The sequence below is a fragment of the Gemmatimonadaceae bacterium genome (genome assembly GCA_037721215.1).
Taxonomy (GTDB): Bacteria; Gemmatimonadota; Gemmatimonadetes; order Gemmatimonadales; family Gemmatimonadaceae; genus UBA4720.
Genome location: JBBJNV010000005.1, coordinates 13,618 through 39,460, shown reverse-complemented (window position 1 = coordinate 39,460; position 25,843 = coordinate 13,618). Strand labels below are relative to the sequence as shown.

Below are 25,843 nucleotides of genomic sequence, written 5' to 3'. Positions count from 1 at the left end.
AATGCGCGGCACTGTCCGCGTGCCCGGCGACAAGTCGATTTCTCATCGTGCACTGATCCTTGCCGCCCTCGCGACCGGCAAGTCTCATATTCGCGGTATCCTGCTTTCGGACGACGTACGGTCGACCGCCGGCGTGCTCCGCCAACTCGGCGTTGACGTACCAGATCTCTCCGGGGAAATCACGATCTCCGGTGTCGGCCTGCAGGGTCTTGTCGCTTCGCACGCCGCTCTCCAATGCGGCAACAGCGGTACCACCGCGCGCCTGCTGGCTGGTGTCGTATCCGCGTGCTCATTTGCTTCGCGGTTTGAGGGCGATGCAAGTCTAAGCCAGAGGCCAATGCAACGTATCGCCGATCCGCTTACCGCCATGGGAGCGCGCTTTGAGTTCGAGCGCGGCGACAGGCTGCCGATGACGGTGCATGGTGGAAATCTGTTGGGACTGGCGTGGAGTACCCGAGCGGCAAGTGCTCAAACAAAAAGCGCAATTTTGCTGGCCGCCCTTGTAGCGCGTGTGCCGGTTTCGGTGCGAGAGTCGGGCAAGTCGAGGGATCACACAGAGCGTATGCTTGCATCGCTCCGAGTGCCCATCACGGTCGACAATCTGAGCATTTCATTGTCGCCGGTTCAGGAACTCGCGCCACTCGACATCGATGTCCCCGCGGATCCGTCATCCGCGGTTTACCTCACGGCATTGGCAAGCCTGGCAAGCGAGGGCGAAGTTCGACTTCCAGATGTCTGCATCAATCCAACACGCACTGGTTTCTTCGAGGTCCTGCGCCAAATGGGGGGATCGGTGAGATACGTCGGCAAACGCTGCGTGGCGGGCGACGACGTCGCGACTGTGGTGGCAGCACCTGCTTATTTGCGAGGGTTCAGGGCAGGAGGCGATCGTGTTCCGTCGATGATCGACGAGATTCCGCTGCTCGGCTGTGTCGCCGCTGCGGCGGGTGTCAACCTCGAAATATCCGGCGCCGCCGAGCTGAGAGTGAAGGAAAGCGACCGAATCGCAACGCTCGTGTCGAATCTGCGCGCGATCGGTGCAGAGGCAGAAGAGACGGCTGATGGTTTCCGCGTGTACGGTACGCGACGCGCGCTTAGCGGCCGCGTAGTCACGCGTGGGGATCACCGCATCGCAATGTCGTTCGGGGTATTGGCAGCACTGCCGGGCAATCAAATCGAGGTGGATGACCGCGATTGTGTCGCGGTTTCCTATCCCGAATTCTGGAGCGATCTGGAAGCCGTCTGCAGCATGTGACCATTACCGCGGCGATGGGTTCCCGGAGTCACGACGTATATCATTCGACGCCGTGAGCCAGCGCATGTCTCTATTGCGTCATCTCTTGGGTTGTATTTCTACAGCCAGCAACCGCGCATCGGGTGTAACGGGTTTCAGGACTTACTGTTGGCGAGCCCGAAAAGCGGCGCCGTCAAATTCCCAGGCAGACCGGCTGATGAAGACGGTAAAAGCTCCAGGCAGATCGAGCTTGCCGAGCTCATCGATGGTAGGGACTCGCATCGTCTGGTGGGGGCCTGCGAAGAAACCCACCCAGTCCTTCCACTGCCATGCTTGTCCCCAACTGTAGTAGGGATAGTTCTTGTCTGCTGCGAGAACCCATGTGTGGTTTGCGACGTTCTTCCTCGCTTCGACGTAGCGTGCTGTGCTTCCCACGTCATTTCCTTCCTTACGACCGAGCGTTGCAAAGTCGTTGAAAATTCTGACGTTCCAGAGAGCGATGAAGAAAACTGCGCCACACGCTGCGCCAGCAACCGCGAACCCGCGGGCGCGCGTGTGGCGCTCGCCACGACGGCGCGTCAACCAGTGCAATGTCCGCCATACGGCCGTGCCCGCGAGATAGCTCACGAATGGGAGGATGACGAGAAGCCTCGTGTAATTCGGTGCCTTCGTGATGAGAAAGGCAAACGGCAGGTAAAGCGCGAGAAACCCGACCACCGCTATCAGGTCGGCAAGGGCGCCAGCTATGGTTCATGTCACAATGGTTGTTCGATCCTCAATAAGTCGCCGATCGTCAATTGCTGTTGGTCCTGGATCCGTAATAGTTTCTGTCATGACCGACCACAAGATGGCAATTGCAATCGACGGACCTGCAGCATCCGGCAAATCGTCCACAGCCAGGAGCGTCGCGCGGATCCTCGGCTTTCGTCACGTTGATTCGGGCGCGTTATATCGAGCCGCAACGGCAGCGCGGTCCATGAGAGGCGGTGATCCATCGAGCTGGGCTGAAAGTTCCGTGCTCGATGCGGCAAGGTCAGTGACTCTCGAAGCGAATGCAGCAGGGTTCACACCCGTGATCGATGGCCGGCCGGCCGAAGCCGAATTGCGAAGCGACAACGTCACTGGAAACGTTTCCCTGGTGGCGAGAATGGGATCGATTCGCCAGTGGGTGAATGGTGAAGTGCGAAGGGCGGGTCTGCATTACGATGTCGTGGTCGATGGAAGGGACATCGGAACGGTCGTCTTTCCCGACGCGCCGCTGAAGATTTTTCTGATAGCAAACCCGGCGGAAAGGGCCAGGCGGAGGTTGCGCGAACGGCTCGATCGCGAGCCTCGCCCGGACGAGGTCGCGGCTGAAACATTGACGATTAACAGCCGTGACGAGATGGATGCCGTACAGAGCGGAATGGCGAGTGAGGCAATCCTGATCGACACCACATCGCTTAGCCAGGACGAGCAGGTCGAGCAGATTGTTGCTCTCGCTCGCGCGGTGAGGCTCAAGCAGTTACGGTTAAATACCCCACCTGAAACCGACCGAAAATAGTCGCGGCAGTCCCGGCTTGATACCTTCCGGACGCCGCGACGCGATGTAGTACTTGTCGACGAGATTCTTCGCGCTTGCCGTCAGTTCGAGGCCATCGCTGCCTGGAATCAGGTATCTGGCGGAAGCATCCACGACGCGGTAGCCGGGGATCGCTCCCGTTCGCCCGTTGGGTGAGCCGGTTATCGTTTCGAAATTGTCGGTGAATTGCCGTCCGACGGCGGTGGCATCAATCCGCAGGCCAACGCCGGATGGATGGTCTAACGAAGCTGAGAGGTGCGACGTCAGACGCGGGGAGTAAGGCAGCCGGTTACCGCGCACGTTCTCCACCAGCGTTCCGTGCGGCAAGAGGCGGTCGGCGGAAAATACGGCGCTGGTCAGCGTTCCAGCCGCCGTCAGGATCAGTGAGACGCTTTGCGCCAACGCCCTCCCGACATCCACCGAAACTGCGGCTTCGACGCCGGTATGCCGGGTGCGTCCCTGATTCGCAAGTGCGGACTGCGAGACGGAACCTGAGGAAAGCGAGGGCTCGATTATCTGATTGGAAAAGTCGAGCAGAAACGCGGTCGCCTCGAAACTTGCAAACGCATTTGGTCGCCCCCTGACGCCGATCTCGTAATTCCAGCTGCGCTCTGCGTCCAGCTCCAGTGACACCGGGCTCGGCACCTGCTCATCGGGCGCAAGCTGCCTGTTCTCGTAAATGAGAGCGTCTTTGGTACGGGGTGGCGCAAAACCCGCGTGACCCCCGGCGAACAGCGTGAGGGATTCTTTAAAGTTCCAGGCGGCACCGATCCCCGGAATGACGCCGAATATTCCGTCGTCGTTACTTATATCCACATCTTCGGGACTGTTAGTCGTCACGCCGTTGACAGTTCGCTTTACCCGTGTGCGTAGCACGTTGCGATCAAATGCGAATCTCTCGACTCGCACCCCCGGTGTGATTTCCAGAGCGGGTGTCGCGAACAGCCTGTTCTGAATGAACGCTGACAGGGCTCGCCCATTACGCTTTTCATCGTCCCGAACACTGCCGGTGCGAGCGGTGGCCGATGCGCCGGTCAGGTACTGATCGCGCGTATGCTCGATGTGGGCGCGGGCCCCGAAATCGAGCACATTCGACATGCGGCCCAGCGACCACACTGTGCTGATGCGCGGTTCGATGCCCGCAACCTGGAAGGAACGATCGCGGTTTCCGGTGCTGTTTCTGAAGGCGATGCTGTTTCCGCTGGGCGAATACGTGTAGTCCTGCCGCTGCCAGTCACGGGCAGTTTCATAGGCATACGCCAGGGTTTTTAGTTCCGTCGTTTCCGACAACTCGCGCTCGAAGACCGCCGTCAGCGCGGCTCGCCTCAGCCTGAGCCGGTCGTTGGGAGACGGGTGGTTCCTGGATTGTGCTCGAAACATCGAATCCGTAAGGCCGAGATATGTCGCATTGGAATTCTCGGCGTACAGGCTCAGTTTTGCGAGCATGTCTGATTTGTCGGTGCGATAGCCCGTTTTGGCGGTGAAATCAGTGACGTCGAACATCAGCCCATTGATGTCATGCGCCTGTTTTCGGAGAAGTCCGCTCGTTGCGCGAAACATCCCCCAGGTGCCTCCGTAGCCAAGCTGAGCGCTGAGTGACCGGCCTGAGCCGCCAGTTACAGAGGCCCGGGCACCCGGCGTTTGCGGAGCGTCGGGAGTGATGTAGTTGACGACGCCGCCAATAGTCTGCGGGCCGAACATGATCGACCCGCTTCCCTTTATAACTTCCATGCGTTCCATGCGGTTCACCGGAGGTGTGTAGTACATCTCCGGCTCACCATACGGCGCGAGCGAAACAGGGACACCGTCTTCGAGGACCAGAACGGTGCGGCTCCGATCGGGATCGAGGCCGCGGATGCCGATATTCGCCCGCAGCCCGAGCCCTTCTTCCTCCTGAAGAAACACGCCTGGAACCGTGCGCAGGACCTCGTTGCCGGACAGGGGTTGCTGCGCTTTCAGCTGCCTGGAAGAAATCAGCGATGCGGATCCGGGAATGCGGGAGAGGTCAACCGGCCGGGCTCCAATTATTTCGACGACGGACAGCTTGCGAGCGGCACGATCGTCGGTGGCTGCGGTATCAGGCTTTGCAGGGACAGTAGCGGTCTGGGAAGCCCCGGTATGGGGAAGGAATGCAACGACAATCGCAGCTACGGTGAGTATTCGAACGGAATTCATATTAGAGATTAACGGTCGGCGGTTTTATACCCGACACGCGCTGTCGGGATTGCGCTGGCGAACATAAACGCGAGCGCAGCCGGTAGTCAAGGAGAGTTCGGCGGTCAAAAAAAATGTCCTCCTGCCGGCACTGCGTCACTTTGAATCTTTCGTTTCTGTTGCGGGTCGTCTATACTTCCGGGTTCACCCAGAAACGGACGACTTCCGCTCGCGCCGCGACCCGCAACATCGTGCTGGTGCGCGGCCGCGCCTCCGCGTCCCACCAAGCCAAGACTCATTTTGCAAGAACTCGATACTGAAACTGACAACGACAGCACTGAGTCCGACAACGACGGCGATTTTTCCGCTGCCGCCGCCAATGCGCTGACACCGCGCGAGAAGCGCGATCTGCAAAAGGCGCAGCTGCGCCCGCTCGCCAACCTCCGCCCCGAGCTGTACGACGAGGACGACTATTCGCCGGACGAGCTCGAGTCGATGATGGCGATGTACAATGGCACCATGGCGTCGATCGAGGAGGGCGAGATCGTCAAGGCGACCGTCCTCGACATCCGTGACAACATGGTGGTGCTCGACATCGGTTTCAAATCCGAAGGCACGATTCCGCTGGAGGAATTCAAGGACCTGCCCGATCTCAAGAATGGCGATGAGGTCGAAGTTCTCCTCGAGCATCTCGAGGACATGGAAGGCTCGGTCGTGCTTTCGAAGAAGAAAGCCGACTTCATGCGAGTCTGGGAGCGAATCCGCGTTGCGTACGAAAGCGATCAGCCAGTCAACGGCACCCTGGTCAAGAAGATCAAGGGTGGAGTTGTCGTCGACCTCATGGGAGTCGACGCATTCCTGCCCGGCTCGCAGATCGCTCTCCGCCGCGTACCGAATGTCGACGAGCTTCTCGGCCAGTCGTTCGAGTTCAAGATCATCAAGCTCAACAAGCGCCGCCGCAACATCGTCGTGTCACGCCGTGTGATCCTCGAGCAGGAGCGGGCTGGGAAGCGCGACAGGTTGATGAAGGATCTGCAGAAGGATCAGGTCAGAAAGGGTGTGGTCAAGAACATCACCGACTTCGGCGCGTTCATCGACCTGGGCGGCGTTGACGGACTGCTTCACATTACCGACATGTCGTACGGCCGCATCCAGCATCCGTCTGAGATGGTTCAGATCGGCATGGAGCTCGAGGTCAAGGTTCTCGACATCGACTGGGAGCGCGAGCGTATCTCGCTCGGCCTCAAGCAGCTGCAGAGCTACCCGTGGAAGGATGTCGCCGAGAAGTATCCGGTTGGCACGCGTGTTTCCGGAAAGGTGGTATCGATCACGAACTACGGTGCTTTCATCGAGCTCGAGCCTGGAATCGAGGGACTGGTGCACATCAGTGAAATGAGCTGGACCCGCAACGTGCGTCACCCGTCGAAGCTTGTCTCAATCGGCGAAGCGATCGAGGCGGTCGTCCTCAAGGTCGATCCAAACGAAGAGAAGATCTCGCTCGGCATGAAGCAGACTGAGCAGGATCCCTGGATGATGCTGCCGCAGAAGTATCCGGTCGGCACGCGGCTCAACGGAAAGGTGAGGAACCTCACGAGCTTCGGTGCGTTCGTGGAAATCGAGCCGGGTATTGACGGCCTCATCCATATCTCGGACATGTCGTGGACCAAGCGGGTGCAGCATCCGTCGGAAGTCGTCAAGAAAGGTGATACCGTGGATGTCGTGATTCTCAATATCGACGCCGACAACAAGCGCATCTCTCTTGGCCTCAAGCAGGCGCAGGACGATCCGTGGCTCAAGATCGGGGAGACGTATCCTGTCAATACCGAGCTGCAGGGTACAGTGGTGCGGCTGATGGATAAGGGTGTCGTCCTCGATATCGGCAACGATATCGAAGGGTTCATTCCGGTCAGCCAGCTCAACTTCGGCGAGCCGGTCGACAGCCCGGCTGATATTGTATGGGAGACCATGAAACTCGACGTGCGGGTCCTCGAGGTCGATCCCATTCAGCGCCGCATCGTGTTGGCGGTCACCAATATCCCGGCCGAGCAGCCGCCGCGGCCGGAAACCCCCTCCAAGGTCATTCCGATGGAGTCGGACGATTACAACATGTCCGATCCCATCCCGATGCCCGTGACTTTCGATATAGTTGACGAGTAGCTGACTCCGTTGAAAAAGCCCGCCGAGAAACCGGCGGGCTTTTTTGTGCCGGTTTGCCGTGCTATGTCCCATGGGTCACCGCATCCCGCTGTTCGGGAGGGCTCGTCATGAGCCGATTCTCTCGCTTTTTCCGAGTACTTGACTAGAGCACTCAGCGCGTCGTTTTCCTGCTGGATGCCCCACTGTGCCGTTTTTATTCACTACCTGGGGGTCTTATGATTCGATTCCGTCCACGCCGCGAAACGTCAGGACATGTTCTTCTGCGGGTACTGGCGGCGTCATCCGCACTATGGAGTACCTTGGCATGTTCCGGAACCGAGTTGCAGGCGCCCCCTCAGACAGCCAGTTCTATTGAAGTCTCATTTTCGAGGGTTCCAGACCGCGCGCTCCTGCAATTCGATACTATCAGCGTGACTGCCACTGTCCGCGATTCTCAGGGGAAATCGATCAGTGGCTCGCCAGTCACGTGGGAGATCAGACCTGGCAGCCCCGGACCTGCCGTGCCTTCAATCACCCCAACCGGTGAACGGACGGCCCTCGTGACGATGGGGTATATGACGTTTTACGTCGTCGCGTCGGCGAGCACGCGCGCCGGAGCCCCGGCTGTCACCGGTCGTATCTTCGTCGCCCTCCCTCCGGTAACGGAACTTTCAGCCCGGGAAGGGCAGGCATTCATCTGGACGCGCGCGGCGGGATTTACCCGGATCACGCCGCCACAAGGCGCAAGCAAGGTGTTTCCACGAGCTATCAACGACGCTGGCCAGGTTGTAGGAAGTGTCGAATTGGACGGCCAGGCGTCCTCGAGGCGCGCTTTCGTATGGTCCGCCTCAAGCGGCTTCACGTACCTCAATCCACCCGATTTCCGCGGCAGGTCGATCGCGAACGCGATAAATGCGTCGGGCACGGTCACCGGCGAGACGGCCGGTTTTCAGAGTGGCTTCCACGCTTTCGTCTGGAGTCCGGAATCCGGGATGACGATACTCCCGGCATATGCCAAGGAAGATTACTCCAGTGGCAAATCGATCAATTCCGCCGGTCAGATCGCCGGCATTGCGTCCGTTGCCTTCGGCGTCGAGAGGGCTTTTCGCTGGAGCTCCGTGGGAGGGCTCCAAGTGCTCCCGGTGGACACCGTTCGCTCTTCGTTTGCGGTCGCCATAAATAACTCTGGGCAGGTAGTCGGATCCGACGGGCCCAGCGAGTGGTACGGCGACCTCAGCGGCCCGATGCCAGTCCTGTGGGATGCTGTCGGCGGGCGCACTCAGGTTGCCGGCTGCGACCGGCCGTGCGAAATGCAGGTTGTTGCTCTCAACGACCGCGCGCAGGTGGCAGGTAATCACGACGGACGCGCGTTTCGCTGGAGCGTGTCAGAAGGCATCAATCGCATTCCGGAGATGAACGGCTTCGGTGCCAGCCGGGCGACTGCGATGAACGATGGCGGCGATATGGTTGGGGTGTCGGGGAAGCGTTATGTGGAGAACCGAGGTTGGCTATGGACGGGAGGGGGGGAGCTTATCGACCTCGGTATGCCGCCCGGAGTGGTCTACGTCAAACCCGCGGGAATCAACAACGCTGGCCAGGTGGTGGGTACGTTCCGATGAGCTTTCACATCCCGGGTAATGGGCAAGGCTCAATGTCGTGCGGCTAGCGTGTGCCCCAGAAAAAAACCGTTTACTAATGCCGTGCGCAAAAGCGAATTTATAAAGCAAAATGAGCCTGTTCAAACCAAAATTCTTGGTGTCGGCCGCGGTGGCCGTGGCACTGATTGCCGCTGGCGCCTCGTATCAGTACGGACGAAACAGCGCTGAACCCGTCCAACCGGTGCAGCAAACCGCGGTGGTCGATGATTCGAGTGCCGTCGGCGATTCGATCATCGCCCGCTGTGCTCGCGCCGCCGGCGGCAAAACGCAATGTTATTCCACAACGCTCGACTCGCTCGCGTCACTGGGCGAGGTGCGCCTTGCCATGGTGTCGCTCAAACGCATTCTCGAAACCGATGCCGGGGCCAAAGGCGACGGTCACGTCTTCGCGCATGGCATCGGCATCGCTGCGGGGAAGAGCAAGAGGGACATCGCGAAGCTGTTTGCGCAGTGCGACGAGAGCAGCGAATCAGGATGCTACCACGGCGTGCTCCAGGGATACTTTCTCACCGCCAGCCAGGTCGGACCAGCGGAAGTAAACGGAGCATGCGAGTCTTTCAATGGACCGGACGCGGACAGGTGGATCAAGTTTCAGTGTGTCCGTGGCACCGGTCACGGACTCACCATGTACTATGCGCACGATGTCCGCCAGGCACTTCGCAGCTGCGACTACCTGACTGGCGACTGCGACAGGCGCTCATGCTACGCGGGTGTTTTCATGGAGAATATCGTGAATGCCCAGAAGCCGCACCCTGCAGAACACATGGCCGGACATGATGGGATCAATCACGAGGGTATGGACATGCCGAGTGCCCCTCCGAAGAGAGCAAAGCCCTTCAAGGCGCTCGATTCGGCCAATCCGCTTTACCCATGCTCGATCATGGAAGAGCGATACCTGACCGCATGCTACGAGATGCAGACGGCCGCGATTCTGCACCTCAATGGTGGCAACATTGGCGCGACGGCAAAGACCTGCGACACTGCTCCCAGAGCCATGCGCTACGTCTGTTATCAGAGCCTGGGCCGCGACATCAGCGCCCTGTCGTTTCGGGAGCACGGTGCAGCGATCGAAATGTGCGGACGGGGGACCGAGGCGTATCGACCCTGGTGTTACTTCGGTCTGGTTAAGAGTTTCGTCAATCAGAATGCCAGCGCAGGTGAAGGCCTGGCGTTCTGCCGCAAACTGACGGGTGAAGCGAACAAGCTCAAATGCTACGAAGCGGTTGGTGAGCAGATTGGAACCCTGCGAAACGCGTCTGCTGAACGGACTGCGCTCTGCGAGCCGGCCGAGGCAGAGTTTCGGGAGGCGTGTCTGTTTGGTGCGCGGGTTGCGGGCGTTCCGCGGCGGCTCGGCGATATCAACGCCATCGCGGCCACCGGCCCTACACCTGGGGTGTGACCCCTCCCCCGTACCGCAGCACTGCGATAAAGTGGCAGGCACTGCCGGCCAGAACGAACACGTGCCAGATCGCGTGTCCGTATCGCACCCGCTTGTCGGTGGCGAAGAACACAACTCCGGCCGAATAGCAGAGACCTCCACCGGCGAGCCAGGCCATGCCGGCTGGTCCGATGTGCTCAATCATCGGCTTGATAGCGAGAATGGCGAGCCAGCCCATTACGACGTACATGCCTGTCGAAAGCCAGGCTGGTCCGAATCCCCGGGTAGTTTTGAAAGCGATACCAGCGACGGCAAGAGTCCATACCGCGGCAAGCAATGACCAGCCCCAAGGCCCGCGCAACGGACCAAGCGCAAAGGGCGTGTACGTTCCGGCGATAAGAAGATAAATCGCGGAGTGATCGATGATCCGAAGTGTGGTCGTCGACTTCGATGCCGGGAACGAGTGATAAATCGTCGAGGCTCCATAAAGTATCACCAGCGACAAACCGTATATCACGGCGCCGGCCAGCTGCCACGGGTCATTGCGTGCTGCGGCCGCTATCACTACGACGGGGAGCGCGAAGAGGCTGGCGATGAATCCCAGCCCGTGTGTGATGCTGTTTGCAATGTCTTCGCCCATGCGCCTGCGCAACGGCGGGCTGGGCTCGTTATAACCGACATCCCCGATCCCATCTGCGGGGAGCAAAATCTACGGCGCGGCGCCGGGCCGTGCGTCGGTCACTGGTTCCCGGGTGCAGGTGCCGGTGCATCAGAGGAAACCGCATCGGACCGGGCCAGCGTCCGGGCTGCCAGCAATCGCTCCGTAAACCGTTGCGAATCCTCAAGCCGGCGAAGTTCGTTCGTTGCAGCTACCGCGTTCTGCTCCAGCTCAACTACTCGCTGATATAGATCGGCGATCTGCCGGCGCGATCCTTCACCGGCGCCTGCACGGCTCTTCAGAAACAGCACCGCGCCAAACCCGGCAAACGCCACGCAAAGCAGCAGGAGAAGGAACACTGTGATCCGGCCTGATTCGCCCAGGTAAGACGGTTATTTCGCCGGCGTCAGTGCGAATCCGTCGATATGGACGTCGAGGTTGTGGTTCACACGGATTCCGGCGACGCCTGAAGTACCTGAGTGCGGACCCCCGGAGTCGATCACGGAACGGGCGATCGAATGCACTTCCGTTCCATTCACGCGGAAGCTGAGATTTGCCGCCCCGACAACCACGGAAATGGCATTGGCAGCCTTTCCATTCGCGTCCATCGGCTTCACCGCTGGGTGTGCTTTCCAGTCGACCATCTTGTGGACGGTCGAATCATTTGCGCGGTGATTGATGAGAAACTTTCCGTCCTGCCTGATGACGAAGTAGGTGTAGCTCTGATTTGGGGCATTGAGCCTTTCGCCCGCGAAAAACACCCCGTAGGCTTCCGGATGAGATGACGCTTTGGATTGGGCGAACGTTGCCTGGACGGTGTAGTTGCCTCGGGCCGCGTTCGCAGGGTTCCAGTAAATTGCGGCGGGGCCTGCCGTTGCATGTATGCCCTTGCCCATGGTGTAAAATTTCGCCTCGGTAATCTTCCGCCCCGCCGCGGCGGGCCGGGGGTCAATCCGGCCCGTCCACCCCGCCACCCTGACACCGCCGTCGGCGACCAGCTTATCCGGATCCTTTCCCTGCGCACCAAGTGTTGCGCTGCAGAGACAAAGGGCCACCACCGCGATTTTAGAAGCTTTCATCCATCCCCCAGAAATGTGCAAAGTGATCTGTATCTGCATGGATACTAGTCGCTGCAATGGTCTCATCGCCAGCGATCGTGTAACAGAAACTGGTTGCCGGGCGTCCATCATGAGATGCAATCACTGCTCGCCCGGAGGCGCCAGTGGGAAATTCGCTGCCTGTGACGACAACCGGCCGGTCAGCGCCGCTGCTCGGTGCTACGGGTCTGGTGGGAAATGAGTGCCTTCGCCGGCTGCTCGCGGACGATGCATTCTTACGAGTCGTCGTCGTGACACGCACGCCGTTCGAGCCCGAACGCAACTCAGCGAAGCTCGAACGGCATGTGGCCGACTTCGAGCACCTGACTCTGCACGCGGACAGATTCGAGGTGGATATCATCTGTGCGCTCGGGACGACTATGAAACAGGCCGGGTCGCGGGCGCGATTCCGCACGGTTGATCTCGTCTATCCCCTCACTGCTGCTCATCTAGGCCTCGAAAGGGGCGCATCGCACTTCCTGGTCGTGAGTGCCGTCGGTGCAGATTCCGGCTCCCGAATCTTCTACAATCGAACAAAGGGCGAACTCGAGGATGCATTGCGGGCGTTGTCATATCCCTGCCTGACGCTCTTCCGCCCTTCGCTCCTTGCCGGCTCCAGGGCGCGCCCGAGAACGGCGGAGCGAATTGCGGGTGCGTTGTCGTTTGCCTTCCCCGCCAAGTACCGCCCAGTGACGGCCGTCGATGTTGCGCGGGCCATTGTGGACGCGGCGATTGCCGCAAGCCCTGGAATAAAGGTGATAGAGCCGACAGAGACGTTGCCGGCACCGACGCTCCCGGAACCAATACCAGCCCTCCGGACTTCTCCCATGTAGCCGGGCATGCCGGTACGCCAAGACGCTGGGCATCGATCACATGGATGGGTAGCGTGGCATCTGCAGGGATCAGTTCGGGCAATGACAGGCGGTCGATCACCATCATGCGGCACATTCCGGGGCGCGACCGGGGTAAGCCTGCGCCGCCGGCACAGGCGGCGTGCTCTTCCATCATCTACGTCGATTCAGGCAACGGCTCGTGCGTGGTTGACGGCGTTCCAATGGGAATCGGCGCGTGCAATCTGCTCTGGCTCCCGGCTGGATGTATATGGGAGTCCATGGATATGCTGCGTGCCAGATGGTGGCACATCACCTTCGGCGGCAATGGACTGAAAGGCGTGGCCGTTGCGGAACAGTTGCTGGAACGTCTGTCCCCGATTGAATTGCCAGCGGCACCAGATGACGCAGCTTGCATCTGGCGCAAGTTCACCGTTGGGGCCGGTGACGGAATGATCTGGGGAATGCGACTCGAGCAATTACAGCAGGAACTCGAGCATCACCGGCTCGGAGCAGACGAGGCGGCCGCCGCGGTTCTTCAACTGATGTTGATCGACATCGTCCGACTGGCGCACCAGCCGCAGTCTTATGCAGCCGTCCGGCGTTCTCCAGTGGTCGAATCCGTTGCGGCCTTCATCGAGAAGAAGTTTACCGCGCCGATCGGTCTCGCCGACGTGGCGAGGGCAGTGAGCCGGTCGCCGAGCTATCTCACCGATCTCGTGCGTCGTGAGACGGGGCAGACGGTGTTACAGTGGATCATCGCTCGCCGAATGAGGGAGGCGTGCGCGCTACTGCTCGCGACAGACCTTTGCGTCAAGGATATTTGTACAAGAATCGGCTACGACGACCCTGGGCACTTTATACGTCAGTTCCGGCGCGCTCATAACGCCACGCCGCAATGCTGGCGGCGGATGCAGCGCGGGGCTCGGCCCATGCTCGCGAGACGAAGACTGCCGCCCGTGATCTGCCACGCCCCCGCGGAGTTCATTGACAAGATCGCTGATCTTCCGATTGCTCCGGCAATTCGCCCGCCGATCCTGGAGTTCCCGCTCTCCGACAGCTCGGGCGAGTCGATGTTCTCCGCCTCTTAAGTCGAATCTGTTCGCTTGCGCTGCCCTGCGGGCGACGGCGCGCCGGGCCAGGGCAAACCGCGTTCCCGAGGCGGGCGGCGGCCCTACCGCACCATGGCTGCGCGCATGTCGTTGAGCACGCCATCCAGCTCTGCGCGCAGCACTTGATATCTCGAAACAGCATCCTGTCCGACTGTTTGATCTGCTTTCATGCTTGCACCGTAGAGATACTGAATCTGCGCCTGCAGACCGGGCCGGCTGTAACGAACTGAGGGCGTTACGAGCCGCGCCTCGAGGTCAGCAACCTTGCGCCGCGTCTCTGCGTTCAAGGGCGTCGCGCCCGTGGCCGCGGTGCCCGCGGCCTGGACGCGCGACACCGCCATGTTCACATCGGATACCAGATCACGCACGCGCATATTGTGCGCGAGCTGTCCAGTCAACACCTGCATCGTTATTCCGTCTGCTGCACCACGCGGGTCGGCGTGCAGAATCAACGGCAGCGTCTGTGAGTTGCCTTCGGCATTGAGCCGGACGGAGTATGTACCTGGCGACGCCATCGGGCCGTTACGCGCGCTGCGCCGCGGATTTGAATCCCACGGACCCGGATACATGAGATCCCATACAAATCGGTTTAACCCCGCACCCGCCGGCAGCCGCGGCGTACCGGTCATCTCGAGTACCGGCGCCCGCATCCCGGGCTCTGCGGGTGCTGTTGCGCGCTCACCCTGCGCTTCGCTCGAAAAGCTGCGCACCACTCGCCCGTCAGCGGCCAGAATATCGAGAGTTACCGGGCCTCGAACGTCGTTCGCCAGCCAGTAGTTGATAGTAGCACCAGCGGGTGGAAATTCGGGATCCCCGCTGGAGGCCCGGCTCGACTCTTCGCCGCCAAAACTGGCGCGGTAACGCATGCGGTAGCTGTCGCGGGAACGAAGGAGTGTCATTCGCGCGGCTGCGATCTGGCCGGTCATGCGCTGTAGCGGTGACAGATCGTCAAGGATCCAGAAAGACCTTCCTTGAGTCGAAAGTACAAGATCGCCACGATGAACCTTCATGTCCGTGATCGGAGTTGCAGGAAGATTCAGCTGCAGCGAATGCCACTTGCCACCATTATCGAACGAAACGAATGCCCCGAATTCAGTGCCTGCGTACAGCAGCCCGGGCCTGGCCGGATCCTCCCGGACAACTCGAGTTGGATGATCCGCAGGAATGCCGTTCCTGCCCGATGTGAGGAGTGTCCACGTGCGCCCGTAGTCATCTGTCCGCCAGAGAAACGGGCGGAAGTCACCGAGGAGATAACAGAGTACGGCGTAGTATGCGGAACCGGCCCGGTGTGGCGATGGTTCGATATTCTGGACCCGGCAACCCGGCGGCTGATTTTTCGGGGTGACTTTGTTCCACGTAGCCCCGTTATCGCGCGTCACATGAAACGGGCCGTCGTTCGCACCCGTCCAGATCACGCCCCGCTGAAGTGGAGACTCCCGAATCGCGTAGAGTGTGCTGTACGTCTCTTCACCGGTAGCGTCGATGGTGATTGGCTCACCGGCCGTGCGTTGCTGCCGCGCGGGCGGATTCCATGTAAGGTCGGGCGAGATGCGCTCCCATGTGACACCTTCGTCGCGGGTGCGGTGCACGTATTGTGAGCCATAATACACGGCGCCCGCATCGTGCGGAGAGACCTCCATCGGGGAGACGCGCTGAAAGCGGAGGATCAGATCTTTTCCGGGCATGCCATAGAGCGATTGCGCACCAACCCAGTATTGTTTTTCCTGGCCCGAGCGGAGAGACATGCGCGAAAACTGCCCTTTGCAGGATCCGTAAACCGTGTCGGGATTGGTGGAGTGCGGAATTATCGGTCCGGTCTCGCACCCAGGTCCGGCCCTCCACAGCTGAATGGGGTCGTCGGGCGAGCTCGATGACACCGGCAGGCTCGGAAGTATCAGCGTCGAGTTATCCTGCTGAGCTCCATAAATGCGGTACGGAAACTGGTTGTCGGCATACACCTGGTAAATCTCTGCAGTCGGCTGGTTGTATTGCGTTGACCAGTGTCGGCCGCCGTCGAGCGAAACGTTGGCCCCGCCGTCATTCGACTGGATCATCACCGCCGAGTTGCGCGGATTGATCCATAGATCGTGGTTGTCCCCGTGGGGTGTCGACACGGTCGTCCAGGCCTTGCCGCCATCGACGCTCTTGTAGAAACCTTCGGTGCCGATGTAAACGATGTCAGCATTGTTCGGGTCGGCGTCGACGTTGGTGTAGTAAAATGGGCGGGTGATGAGGCCGCGAGTGGTCGTATCGACCGCAGTGAACGACTCGCCCGCGTCGTCGGAGCGGTAGAGACCACCGCCCGGAGCTGCTTCGATGAGCACGAAAAGCCGGTTTGGCATTGCCGGAGACACCGCCAGGTCGGCCTTGCCCACCAGACCGTTGGGCAATCCGCCGGTCAGTCGAGTCCAGGTGTCGCCGCCATTGATGCTTCGGTATACGCCGCCCTCCCGCGCGCCACTGATGATCGTCCAGGGCTTTCGCTCCGCGCGCCACGCCGCGGCGTAGACCACACGGGGATTGCCGGGCTGAAATTCAAGGTCCACCGCGCCGGTCGAATCGGAAATGAACAGGACCCGCTGCCAGCTGCGGCCGCCGTCGCGGGTGCGATAAACGCCACGGTCGGCGCTTCGCCTGAAAGGATTTCCCACCGCCGCTGCGAACGCCACGTTGGGGTCGGTTGGATGCACGGCGATGGCTCCGATCTGGCCGGCCGATCGCAGTCCCGCTCTCGTCCATGTGGTGCCGGCATCAGTTGAACGATATACGCCGAGCCCGATGGAAACATTGCTGCGCAGTCCTTCCGATCCGGTCCCTGCGTAAACGATTCTGGGGTCCGTGTCCGAGACGTCGAGCGATCCGATTGATCCTGTTTCGAAGAATCGATCAGAGACATTGAGCCAGGTCTGCCCGGCGTTTGTCGTCTTGAAAACGCCGCCGCCGGTGGTGCCCATGTAAAACGTCGAGGGCTCCTGAATGACTCCGGTCACGGCCGTGACGCGTCCGCCACGTGCGGGCCCGACCATGCGATACCGAAGACCGCGAAGCCGCGATGTGTCGAGCGAGGAAACAACCCCCCGACTGCCCGCTGTGGTCGCAGGCGACCGTTGCGCCGCAGCTTGTGGACCGGTTGCGATAAACGGCAACACAACTGGCACGAACCGCAGTGCGTGCCGAGCAGTCCACAGAAACCACCGGGATCCTAGTTGCGACATTCAGAACTCTCCAGAAGAAAACCGGCGAAGGCAGCCTGCCGCCGGTCAGTCGGCAGGAAGCGCTGGTGAAAATTGAAGCGTGGTCGCGGCGGGCGCCATGCGGGTGATTGTTCTACGCACTTTTTCCCGTGGCTTGCAGGCGAGGGAGGCGTGTCTGGTGAAGTTCGCATGTGCCAGCGATAAGGAGATACTGATCGTCGAGCCGGAGATCGTCGCCGCGCCGTGGTGGGCGGTGGTGTAGATTGGGCTGCGAGGCGAGCCTCGCGAGCCACGAATTATTTCACCCACAGTCCCACCCGAGTACACTGCGAATTATGGTAACGATCACAGTCAGAGAGAACGGACCCTACAGAGTGGAAGGTGACGATGTCACTGTCGTCGATTGGCAAGGAGTTCAGTATCGTCCGAAGAATCCCCGGGCGTTTTCGCTCTGCAGGTGCGGCGCTTCCACTACCAAGCCATTCTGCGACGGCACGCACTCCCGTGCGGGATTCGTAGCTGCCGAGGCGGCTGTTCCAGAGAGCGTGGACCGTCCAGCGTCGGACGTTTAGAAGCAGGCAGGGACCGCGTCGCAAATGCCGAAGCGGACTTGACGCAAAGCGATTGAGGCTCTGTCGCTATTTGCCGGCGTGGGGTATCACTGCGCGCTGACCACCTCAACGACGAATACCAGTACCGCGTTAGCGGGAATCGGCCCACTCCCGGAGCTTCCGTAGCCGAGACCGGGCGGAATAATCAACTGCCGTCGTCCTCCGACGCGCATTCCCTCTATGCCATCGTCCCAGCCCGCGATTACCTGCCCGCTGCCAAGCCGGAAGGAGAACACCGGCTTTGGTGCCGGGTTCGAGTCGAACTGATTGCCATTCGCCAGCCATCCGGTGTAACGCACGTCAAGGGTCTGTGATCTCGCGACCACCGGGCCGTTGCCGACGACCAGATCCCGCCGGTATACGCCGGCTTGTGTACGCGTCATCGCAGCAAGGTCGACGCTCAGCGACGGCGCGAAAGTGGTTGTCTCGATGGTTGCTGCGGGCGCGACTGAATCGGAGCTGCAACCGGCCAGCACAAAGAGAGACGCATAAGCAATCATCAGCGGACGGGAGTTTCGCATTGTCATCAGAGTTGAAAGGAAGAGTGCAGGTGTCGAAAACGTTTCAGTTGCGGTCAATCTGTGCAGCGCGTCCAAAAGATCAGTCGCTATACGGGTATTCGGGATCGGCAAGCCGTGCTATTCGGGCAATGGCATCCGGTCCGGCAATTTCGCTGGCGAGATCGACGAGCATGGTGCTCAGGTGATCGCCGTACCGAAGAAGGCTCGCGGCGCGCGCACGACGCGCAAGCAGAAATGCAAGGATGTGCTTGTCCGCCTTCTCAATGTTGCAGGCGGGGCAGGCCAGGACAAGGTTGTCCCTCCTGTCGTAGGCGGTCTGTCCGCGGCGTGGTGTGACGTGGTCGAGAGTGATTGACCGCACGCCGACCTTTCGCTCGCAGTAGGCGCAAACGGGGCCGTGCCTGTCGAGTAGCCACTGGCGCGTCTCGTTGTAAGCATTGCGGCTCGTGGGCAGCGACGTTTCCTGCGGAGCAGCGCGATATGCGCGACGGCGCGGCTGGCGACGCGAGGGAGTCAGCGTGGGGCAGGGTGTGAAGTGGAAACGAATGCCATTAGTGCTGAAAGTTAACCTCTGCCTCCATTACTGAACTAAGGTCGCAACCCGGCCGGCGGACTGACTCGCTCTTGATTGGAGGCGGGCAGCGCCAGCTCACGCGGCGAAGAAGCGTTGGTGTCGCTCAGTACCCGCGTGATGAACCGCTGGCCTTCGCCGATTCGCTCTACTTCCAGAGCGGTTGCTTCCACCGCCTGTTCCATGCGAATAAACCGATCGCTCATCTCCCTTGGAAAGCTCGCCACGACAGCTCCTGCTGTCGCGCTTCGGCGCCAGACTCGCCGTGCAAAGGCGATGCTCAGCGGAAGCAGGGCAATGACCATGAACAGCGCGCTGAGCGGCCATACCTCTTCGGGTGGCCCCCTGCGCGGAAGCTCCGGCGGGCGCACCGTCGCACCGGGAACGGCTGCGGCGCGAGCAACCTGCGCATCGGCGTCGGCAATCTGCTTATCGAGAGCGGAAATGCGCGCGTCGATCTCGGTAATGCGCTGCTCGAGTCCAGTGCGGCTCGCACCGCGCATCATCGGGTCTTCGAGCTGGCTGGATATATCCTCGCGCCGATTGCTGAGCAGCGAGAGCTGATCACCGAGTTCTTCGCGCTGTGCCCGCAATCCGCGGTAGATGTCCGCCGGTCCGGCCAGCGACGTGCCGCCGACTGTGACCTGGCCCGGTAAGAGCACCGACGGCGGGGTCGCGGGAGTCGCGGGAGTCGCGGGAGTCGCGGGGGTGACCGCGGGCGGTTGTTGCGGCAGCATCAGACCGCGTCGGAGAGCGACGTGAAATTGAAATCCTTCGCCTTGATCGCAGGCATCATCTGCCCCACCGAAGTCCGCTCAGTTCGCCCGATGTCTTCAATTTTGTTGAGCATGAACAGCGGACTCTCGTTCCATCTGAAGTTCTTGAGGCTTTGCGTCACCTTTCCGTTCTCGATGAGAAAAGTCCCGTCGCGGGTGAGCCCTGTCAGCAGCACCGTACGCGGATCCAGAAACCTTATGTAAAAAAAATGCGTGACGAGAATACCCCGCTGGGTCGACGCGATCAGCTCTTCGGTCGTCTTCGTCCCACCCACCATCTTGAGCCCGCCGGGCAGGCCGCCCCCACCTCCGCCCCCGGTTGGCGCAACGCCCTGCTTCCGAGCCCAGAACCGCGAGTACGCGAGATTCCTTAGAATGCCCTTTTCTATCCACATGCGACGCTGTATCGGGAGCCCTTCTCCGTCAAAAGGCTGCGCAAGCAAGTCGCTGTCGGCCGGGTCTGAATACAGCGTCACCCGCGAGTCGGCGATCTTCTCTCCGAGCCGGGTGCCGCCTCCGCGTTTCGAGAACGGTCCGCGCCCTTCGTCTGTGGAACGCGCATTGAAAGCTGCACCGAGCAGGGGAATGAGGTCGGCGACCGCCTGTGGCTCGAGTACTACTGTGTACATCCCCGGTTCAATTGCCTGTGGATTCCGTGAGGCGACAGCCTTCTGCGCGGCCCGTGCGCCAAGCACGGCGGGGTCGATCGCGCGCCAGTCGCGCGCACCGGCGGAGGCCCATCCGGATCCGGTTGTATCGGGAGTACGAACGGTCGCGGAAAGATCGACCCCGGTGTTTCGGTGATACGCAAACAACCCCTTGCTCGTCGCAATCGCGTTTGCACCTGCGCTCGCACTGAGGAAGCCGGCAACGAACACATCGCCTGCGGGCCGGCCGGTTGTCACGGCGCGCTCGATAACACGGCGAGCCGCGGTGGCGCGGGTTTCGGGACTGAGGTCTGCGGTCGAATCGATGTAGCCGTCGACCGATGCATAATTCTGCGGCCCGAGCTCCGGCATGATCTCCGGATCTTCCGGAGAAAGCCTCGCCAGCCGTTCCGAGAAATCGATCGTCCGCCTGAGTGACGCATCGTCGAGAACGTTCGTTGTAGCGGAGGCGCGCCGCTTCCCCACAGTACTGGTGAGAGTGACAGTGGTATCCGCAATCTCGCCAGAGGTCGTTATCTCGCCGCCGGCAAAGCGTGTGTTTCCCGCCCAGCCGCTTGAGATGTTGACCCGGGTCTCATCCGACTTTGCCATGGCCAGAATACGGTCAGCCAACGATTTGGCCTGTTCGCGGGAAAGCAGCGACGCGGCGGCAGGGCGCACGGGCATTTCGACGGAATCGCCGAAAAGCGTTCGCGGCCTCATGCGCTCCTCCCGGTGTTGACAATATTCACCTGACTGAAGCGCGCGGGGACGCAACCGTGGCTCACGGAATTCGATTGCGACGGCTCGCCCTTGCCGTCACCGAACGATCCGCCGAGCCAGTAGCTTTTCGGGCCGCCGATCATGTCCATGCTGTTCCAGAAGTCGGGGGTGCGGCTCTGATATGCGACGTCCTTCAACATGCCGGTGATCTTTCCGTTTTTCACCTCGTAATACACCTGCCCGGAAAACTGGAAATTGAAACGCTGGTGATCTATCGACCAGGAGCCACGGTTCTTGACGATTATACCGCGGTCAGTTGCGGCAACGATATCATCGAGACCGATATCGCGCGCACCGGGCATCAGCGAAATGTTTGGCATCCGCTGGAAAGGCACGCTCGACCATGAGTCGGCGAATGCGCACCCGTGCGAGCGCTTCACTCCCGTGAGCGGCTCAATCAATGCTGCCTGCTCGCGCGTCGTCTGATAGTCCTTGAAGATCCCCTTGTCGACGATCATCCACTTTTCAGCCGGAACTCCTTCGTCGTCCCACGCGACGCGGGACAATGATCCCTCCTGCGTGCGGTCGGCCTGGATGTTCATGAACTCGCGGCCGTAACGGAACTTGTTGATGTATTTCTCGGGCGGAGCAATGAAGCTCGTTCCGGCAAAGTTTGCCTCGTAACCCAGGGCGCGATCGAGCTCTGTCGGGTGGCCGATGGATTCGTGGATGGTGAGCCAGAGATTTGTCGGGTCGAGGATGAGATCATACCGGCCCACCTGCACCGAACGGGCAGTCAGCTTCTCGGCGGCAAGCGATGCCCAGCGCTCAGCGTTGCCGGGCATGTCGAGTGATTGTATGTACTCCCATCCGTTTCCGCGGGGAGCAAGCTCTTCGCTGTACGCCTGAAAATCACCGTCCGTAACGGCGGTGGCCGTAAACTGAGGGCCAACCCGGAAAAAAGTCTGGGTGACGAGGGTACCATCGGTGGTGGCAAGTGTTTTCTCTTCGCGGAGCAATGCCATCCCCGACGTAACAAAACGAACCTTGGGGACTCTCAGCGCAGCCTCGTTCGCGGCGAGCAGCAACGCCACTTTTTCTTCGATCGGCACCTCGAGCGGGTCGCGGGTGATAGGCGTGCTCCACGTTCCCTTGACCGCAACAACCGGAGCCAGCACGACAGGGCGCCGTTGCACGATGCGGGCAGCTCTCGACAGTCGCGCTGCTTCGCGCGCAACCTGTTGCACCCCATCCCGCGTCATCGCGCTGGTGGACGCGAAACCCCACGACCCGTTTACCAGTGTTCTTACCCCGATGCCATACGACTCGGAATCGTTGACGCCGGTGACCTGACGTTCCCGCGTATTCACGAACTGGCGCCGATAGCGGCCAACTCTGACGTCGGCATAGGATGCACCGGCGGCGCGGGCCGCATTGAGAGCCTCCATCGCGAGCTCGTCGACGAACGGATCGGAAGCCGGCGTCGGCAGCATGCGGATGCCTCGCGGCGCGCCGAATGCAGCACGAGCGCCGGTCGCAGCGGCCATTGCCGCGGTAGCAATGAGAAAATCGCGTCGGTTTGTCGTCATGTCTGCAATCAGTTCTGGTTGTTCATCGATCCAGCCTCATTTTCCTCTCGGCGACACCGCCCCGGGTGCTCAACGCACGAACGGTGATCTCGCGATCGGCATTCCTTTCAGCCGCGCGCATGCGGAGGGTCACGACTTTCGTTTCTCCACCGCTCAGCCAGAATTCCTGCACCCGCCCGACGGTTCGACTGGAGCTCTCCTTTGGCACTACCAGCACAACTCTATCGGGCTGGACGATGTGCACCCGCTTCGCCTGTTCGAGTGCGGTCGGCAGACGGCCGGTATTACGCACAGTAACGCGTATCTCATGCGTCGCTGAATCCCGTGATGCAGAAACTCTCGAGGATGTGACACCGATTATCTCCATCTGCGGCAACGACTGCGCCAGGTAGAGATTGAACATTGCCTGGTTGCGCGCCCACTTCTCCAACACCTGCGGCGGACCGTTCTGCGAAAAGAATTTGGGGTTGAACCCGCCGATTTCAACTTCGCCCAGCGTTGGATGCTGCATTTTCTTCCAGGGCTTGAAACACGTTCCGCCGAACGCCTCATCGCAATACCGGAGAACTTCCCAGTTGTCGATGCGGCCGTTGCCGTCGTAATCGCGTTCGCGGCCGCCGTTCCAGAGCTCATCACCGTACCAGATTGCGCCGATGTGAAAGTATCCGAAATCCGGGCCATGTCCGAAAAGCGGCTGCGGGCGGAGCGTATCACCAGTCGCCGGGTTGGTGATACCGCGCGTGTTGTAGGTGCGATAAACGTCTCCGGCCCACGGGTATCCCGTGCGGGCAACGCCGGCAGAATCGAAATGGCGATACCATTTGAGATCGGATGCGAACATGCATTCCGTTTCCTCACATGTCGACGGGCCCCGCAGGTGCATCGGAACGGCAGTGTCCATACTGTTCGCAACCGCAATGTTCGGGTGTGTCAGAACCCATAGCACAACTGCGCGAGTCTCGGGCTCCGATGTTGGATACTCGCCCGCTCCGAACTGAGTCGAGCCTCGACCAGTGGACTCACGTTCCGGTCGCCAGTTGGTGGGATAGTTACGGTGGAGGTCGAGTCCTCCTATCCCGTCTTCGTTGAACCGGCCGTCGATGTCATTGTCCACGCCTTCAGAGTAGAGCAGATAGTCGCCACGATTCTCGGGGACGCGCCGCATCAGCCGCCTGCTCTTATCCATCGTGTCGAGCACTGCATCACCCTTTCCGGCGCCGACGTACTTGCGCATCTCGCGGATGAACCCATCGTTGTCGAGATCTTCGCCCGGGTCCTCGTCGAGCAGGCCGTCGGTATCGTTATCCACCGGGCGCACCGAGCTGCGATTGGATTGCGCAGTAAGCCGGTACATGTCAGAACCGTCGGGATTGTTGAGCGGCCGGATGTAGATGGCCTTTGTATCCAGAAGACGGCGGACGCCCGGATCTCTGGCGTAATTCTCGATGAGATACCACGCGAGGTAGAAAGCACTCTCAGTGCTCGTGATCTCACCTGAATGCCGGCCGCCTTCAAAAAATGCTGCCGGCTTATCGGTATCGGCGCCCGTTTTTTTGTTCGTCAGCGTCAACTGCCAGATGTCGCGCCCACCAAAGCTTTTTCCAACGGTGTAAAGCTGAACGATGCCTGGGTGGTCTTTCGCCCACCGTCGCATGAAATCCTCGATCTCTACAGATGAGTGATAGTGCTTCCAGTCGAGTTTTCCGGGCACGAGAGGCCTGACCTCCTTATACTCGGCGAACGGGAAGACACTGATTCCCGCCCTCTCGCCCGGGACTACGAAAACCCTGCGTGCCGAGTCTGCGCGGGGCGGAGAAGACGTTGCAGGCGCCTGCGCACTGGTGGCGGTCTGCGCAACCGATACGGCGAAGGCGAACACCGCTGCCCTCATCACTGCGCTTAGCATGCTGGAAAACCTTTGCCGGTGAAGGTTAGTTGCCGGGTGTGCCCCAATGTCGGCGCCAACCATGACAGCCGCAACCTCCGCCGGTACCTTCCGCGCGGAACCTACCGCCGGTTACCTCACCCGGGCACGCTCGACGAATGCAACGTTGTTCTCGCGCCCCGCTAGAAATACAGCGCCATCAGCACTGAAGGCGATGATCGTCCGACCCGCCGGAATCTGCACCCGCTCGACGAGCTGTCCCTGCCTGTTGATCACATCGTAAACAGGACCACCGGCGATTGCGGAGGTCGGGATGGTGCGGATCCAGAGATTGCCTTGTGCATCGGCCCTCGCCGACCCGCCAAAAAACGCCGGCTTGTAATCGGGCAGGTCGGCCGGCGCCACAAAGCTCACCTGTGTCGTCGGCGCCGTCCGGGCTGGCCCAGGCCGGGGAGCGGCATTCGCGCCCCCGCCCCCGCCGATGATAGTGGTCCCGATCTCGATCCTCATGCCACCGCCTTCCCCGGTCGCGCCGCCAGCTCCCGGAAACCCCGGCACGCCGCCAACCCCAGGTGCATTGGGTCCCATACGTTCTCGCGCCACCTTCAACGAATCGATGAACGCAACCTTGTCTTCGTCGGTAAGGCGCTGCCACTCGAAGGGAATTTTGGGCGCCGAAACTTTCGCGCCTTCGGAATTGGTGAAATCAACGTGATAATCCCGGCCGCGCACGATCGCCAGCGACCCGTCGGAAAGCACCGCCCAGTCGTCGATGACTGGAAGTGGATTGACCTGCGTCGCGATCGTCATGCCGCCGCTGCTGTCGCGCGAAATGTCAATCTTGACCTTCGGCGTCTTGATGAACGCGACGGTGTCGAGCTGGCGCGTCTGAAGGTCGATTCGGAAGATTGGCGCGGAGTCCGGGGGTTCGGGAATGGCAAAGGGGGCACCGCCGCCGCCACCGGGGAGGCCGCCGCCGCCAAACCGGCGTCTCAGCGCCCCGCGGTACAACAAGCGGCCCTTGCCGTCGAACGCCCCGCCGCCAACCGGACTGCCAAGCAGCACCGCGTCTTCGGAACGCGGCACCGACATCACTCGTGCGACTTTCCCAGCGGGGTCGATCACCAGCATTGACATGGACGCCGGGTCCACGAAGAGAGATGAGTCGCCACGATACGCGATCAACCCGCCGGAACGCCCGCTGTACGCATTCGCCGTTGCACTGGTGGAGTCAGCAACGACGGTGAACGCCGACAGCGCGCCGTCGAACAGCAGCACGCGGCGCTTGGCGACGTCGTTGACGAGCAGCTTTCCTCCGGGCAAAGTGCGCACACTGGCGGCCGAGCCCAGTGGCTCCTTCGATCGTGCTTCGATTGCGCCAAGCTGCCGGACGGCAGGCCGAGTCTGCGCCCCCGCGAGGGGCGCCGCGACGCACGACAGCGAAGCCGCAAGAACAAATGGGTATTTCATATTTGTATTATGGTCTGGATTGGTTGGGTGCTGAACGT

General features: G+C 60.8%; 21 protein-coding genes. 8 read left to right on the top strand and 13 right to left on the bottom strand.

Annotated elements, in window-relative coordinates; translation table 11 throughout:
* The first annotated feature begins 1 nt into the window (after position 1).
* The gene (aroA, locus tag WKF55_03510) at positions 2–1,255 is read left to right on the top strand and encodes a 3-phosphoshikimate 1-carboxyvinyltransferase (GenBank protein MEJ7758644.1); all 1,254 of its coding nucleotides are present in this window, start codon (positions 2–4) and stop codon (positions 1,253–1,255) included.
* Between the two features lie 141 nt (positions 1,256–1,396).
* On the opposite strand, the gene WKF55_03505 is transcribed toward aroA, so the two are convergent.
* The gene (locus WKF55_03505) at positions 1,397–1,951 is read right to left on the bottom strand and encodes a hypothetical protein (protein ID MEJ7758643.1); all 555 of its coding nucleotides are present in this window, start codon (positions 1,949–1,951) and stop codon (positions 1,397–1,399) included.
* Positions 1,952–2,066: 115 nt separating this feature from the next.
* Between WKF55_03505 and cmk the strand changes: the two genes are divergently transcribed.
* Positions 2,067–2,777 (top strand): (d)CMP kinase, encoded by a 711-nt coding sequence (cmk, locus tag WKF55_03500; protein MEJ7758642.1) that lies wholly within the window; start codon positions 2,067–2,069, stop codon positions 2,775–2,777.
* Here cmk and WKF55_03495 read toward each other — a convergent pair.
* The gene (locus WKF55_03495; protein MEJ7758641.1) at positions 2,745–4,970 is read right to left on the bottom strand and encodes a TonB-dependent receptor; all 2,226 of its coding nucleotides are present in this window, start codon (positions 4,968–4,970) and stop codon (positions 2,745–2,747) included. The genes cmk and WKF55_03495 overlap by 33 nt on opposite strands.
* A gap of 279 nt (positions 4,971–5,249) precedes the next feature.
* Between WKF55_03495 and WKF55_03490 the strand changes: the two genes are divergently transcribed.
* The 3 genes from WKF55_03490 to WKF55_03480 all read left to right on the top strand — a co-directional run bounded on the left by WKF55_03490 (position 5,250) and on the right by WKF55_03480 (position 10,142).
* Positions 5,250–7,106 (top strand): 30S ribosomal protein S1, encoded by a 1,857-nt coding sequence (locus tag WKF55_03490; GenBank protein ID MEJ7758640.1) that lies wholly within the window; start codon positions 5,250–5,252, stop codon positions 7,104–7,106.
* A 410-nt stretch (positions 7,107–7,516) separates the two neighbouring features.
* A complete protein-coding gene (locus tag WKF55_03485) occupies positions 7,517–8,704 on the top strand; it encodes a hypothetical protein (protein ID MEJ7758639.1) in 1,188 nt (395 codons plus the stop codon).
* 109 nt (positions 8,705–8,813) lie between these two features.
* Positions 8,814–10,142: a hypothetical protein gene (locus tag WKF55_03480; GenBank protein ID MEJ7758638.1), complete on the top strand. Its 1,329-nt coding sequence runs from the start codon at positions 8,814–8,816 to the stop codon at positions 10,140–10,142.
* Here the strand turns inward: WKF55_03480 and WKF55_03475 are convergent.
* The 3 genes from WKF55_03475 to WKF55_03465 are packed head-to-tail and all read right to left on the bottom strand — an operon-like array spanning position 10,126 to position 11,858.
* On the bottom strand, positions 10,126–10,827 hold the full coding sequence (locus WKF55_03475; protein ID MEJ7758637.1) for a hemolysin III family protein: 702 nt from the start codon (positions 10,825–10,827) through the stop codon (positions 10,126–10,128). The genes WKF55_03480 and WKF55_03475 overlap by 17 nt on opposite strands.
* 32 nt (positions 10,828–10,859) lie before the next feature.
* Positions 10,860–11,138 (bottom strand): hypothetical protein, encoded by a 279-nt coding sequence (locus WKF55_03470; GenBank protein ID MEJ7758636.1) that lies wholly within the window; start codon positions 11,136–11,138, stop codon positions 10,860–10,862.
* 33 nt (positions 11,139–11,171) lie between these two features.
* Entirely contained in the window at positions 11,172–11,858 is a 687-nt protein-coding gene (locus WKF55_03465) for a hypothetical protein (GenBank protein ID MEJ7758635.1), read from the bottom strand.
* Positions 11,859–12,001: 143 nt separating this feature from the next.
* Between WKF55_03465 and WKF55_03460 the strand changes: the two genes are divergently transcribed.
* Both WKF55_03460 and WKF55_03455 read left to right on the top strand, forming a co-directional pair.
* The gene (locus WKF55_03460) at positions 12,002–12,709 is read left to right on the top strand and encodes an oxidoreductase (GenBank protein ID MEJ7758634.1); all 708 of its coding nucleotides are present in this window, start codon (positions 12,002–12,004) and stop codon (positions 12,707–12,709) included.
* A gap of 53 nt (positions 12,710–12,762) precedes the next feature.
* The gene (locus tag WKF55_03455; GenBank protein MEJ7758633.1) at positions 12,763–13,797 is read left to right on the top strand and encodes an AraC family transcriptional regulator; all 1,035 of its coding nucleotides are present in this window, start codon (positions 12,763–12,765) and stop codon (positions 13,795–13,797) included.
* 83 nt (positions 13,798–13,880) lie between these two features.
* Here the strand turns inward: WKF55_03455 and WKF55_03450 are convergent, their stop codons facing one another.
* The gene (locus WKF55_03450; protein MEJ7758632.1) at positions 13,881–17,033 is read right to left on the bottom strand and encodes a hypothetical protein; all 3,153 of its coding nucleotides are present in this window, start codon (positions 17,031–17,033) and stop codon (positions 13,881–13,883) included.
* Between the two features lie 79 nt (positions 17,034–17,112).
* Between WKF55_03450 and WKF55_03445 the strand changes: the two genes are divergently transcribed.
* On the top strand, positions 17,113–17,274 hold the full coding sequence (locus WKF55_03445) for a hypothetical protein (protein ID MEJ7758631.1): 162 nt from the start codon (positions 17,113–17,115) through the stop codon (positions 17,272–17,274).
* 396 nt (positions 17,275–17,670) lie between these two features.
* Here the strand turns inward: WKF55_03445 and WKF55_03440 are convergent, their stop codons facing one another.
* The 7 genes from WKF55_03440 to WKF55_03410 all read right to left on the bottom strand — a co-directional run bounded on the left by WKF55_03440 (position 17,671) and on the right by WKF55_03410 (position 25,805).
* Positions 17,671–18,150 carry an FKBP-type peptidyl-prolyl cis-trans isomerase gene (locus tag WKF55_03440; protein ID MEJ7758630.1) on the bottom strand — a complete coding sequence of 160 codons (480 nt, stop codon included), beginning with the start codon at positions 18,148–18,150 and terminating at the stop codon, positions 17,671–17,673.
* Between the two features lie 73 nt (positions 18,151–18,223).
* Positions 18,224–18,598: an HNH endonuclease signature motif containing protein gene (locus tag WKF55_03435; protein ID MEJ7758629.1), complete on the bottom strand. Its 375-nt coding sequence runs from the start codon at positions 18,596–18,598 to the stop codon at positions 18,224–18,226.
* Between the two features lie 134 nt (positions 18,599–18,732).
* Positions 18,733–19,452 carry a hypothetical protein gene (locus WKF55_03430; GenBank protein MEJ7758628.1) on the bottom strand — a complete coding sequence of 240 codons (720 nt, stop codon included), beginning with the start codon at positions 19,450–19,452 and terminating at the stop codon, positions 18,733–18,735.
* On the bottom strand, positions 19,452–20,861 hold the full coding sequence (locus WKF55_03425) for a TldD/PmbA family protein (GenBank protein MEJ7758627.1): 1,410 nt from the start codon (positions 20,859–20,861) through the stop codon (positions 19,452–19,454). Before WKF55_03425 ends, WKF55_03430 begins: the two co-directional genes overlap by 1 nt.
* Positions 20,858–22,450 carry a TldD/PmbA family protein gene (locus tag WKF55_03420; GenBank protein MEJ7758626.1) on the bottom strand — a complete coding sequence of 531 codons (1,593 nt, stop codon included), beginning with the start codon at positions 22,448–22,450 and terminating at the stop codon, positions 20,858–20,860. Before WKF55_03420 ends, WKF55_03425 begins: the two co-directional genes overlap by 4 nt.
* 22 nt (positions 22,451–22,472) lie before the next feature.
* Positions 22,473–24,341 (bottom strand): M14 family metallopeptidase, encoded by a 1,869-nt coding sequence (locus WKF55_03415; GenBank protein MEJ7758625.1) that lies wholly within the window; start codon positions 24,339–24,341, stop codon positions 22,473–22,475.
* Positions 24,342–24,467: 126 nt separating this feature from the next.
* Complete coding sequence (locus WKF55_03410; GenBank protein MEJ7758624.1) at positions 24,468–25,805, bottom strand: hypothetical protein; 1,338 nt, start codon at positions 25,803–25,805, stop codon at positions 24,468–24,470.
* Positions 25,806–25,843 lie beyond the last annotated feature (38 nt).

Excerpts from the sequence above, each read along its gene's own strand:
- WKF55_03495 (MEJ7758641.1), bottom strand. The coding sequence starts at position 4,970 with ATGAATTCCGTTCGAATACTCACCGTAGCTGCGATTGTCGTTGCATTC.
- WKF55_03480 (MEJ7758638.1), top strand. The coding sequence starts at position 8,814 with ATGAGCCTGTTCAAACCAAAATTCTTGGTGTCGGCCGCGGTGGCCGTG.
- WKF55_03415 (MEJ7758625.1), bottom strand. The coding sequence starts at position 24,341 with ATGAGGGCAGCGGTGTTCGCCTTCGCCGTATCGGTTGCGCAGACCGCC.
- aroA (MEJ7758644.1), top strand. The coding sequence starts at position 2 with ATGCGCGGCACTGTCCGCGTGCCCGGCGACAAGTCGATTTCTCATCGT.
- WKF55_03465 (MEJ7758635.1), bottom strand. The coding sequence starts at position 11,858 with ATGAAAGCTTCTAAAATCGCGGTGGTGGCCCTTTGTCTCTGCAGCGCA.
- WKF55_03450 (MEJ7758632.1), bottom strand. The coding sequence starts at position 17,033 with ATGTCGCAACTAGGATCCCGGTGGTTTCTGTGGACTGCTCGGCACGCA.
- WKF55_03425 (MEJ7758627.1), bottom strand. The coding sequence starts at position 20,861 with ATGAGGCCGCGAACGCTTTTCGGCGATTCCGTCGAAATGCCCGTGCGC.
- WKF55_03430 (MEJ7758628.1), bottom strand. The coding sequence starts at position 19,452 with ATGCTGCCGCAACAACCGCCCGCGGTCACCCCCGCGACTCCCGCGACT.
- WKF55_03420 (MEJ7758626.1), bottom strand. The coding sequence starts at position 22,450 with ATGACGACAAACCGACGCGATTTTCTCATTGCTACCGCGGCAATGGCC.
- cmk (MEJ7758642.1), top strand. The coding sequence starts at position 2,067 with ATGACCGACCACAAGATGGCAATTGCAATCGACGGACCTGCAGCATCC.
- WKF55_03440 (MEJ7758630.1), bottom strand. The coding sequence starts at position 18,150 with ATGACAATGCGAAACTCCCGTCCGCTGATGATTGCTTATGCGTCTCTC.
- WKF55_03410 (MEJ7758624.1), bottom strand. The coding sequence starts at position 25,805 with ATGAAATACCCATTTGTTCTTGCGGCTTCGCTGTCGTGCGTCGCGGCG.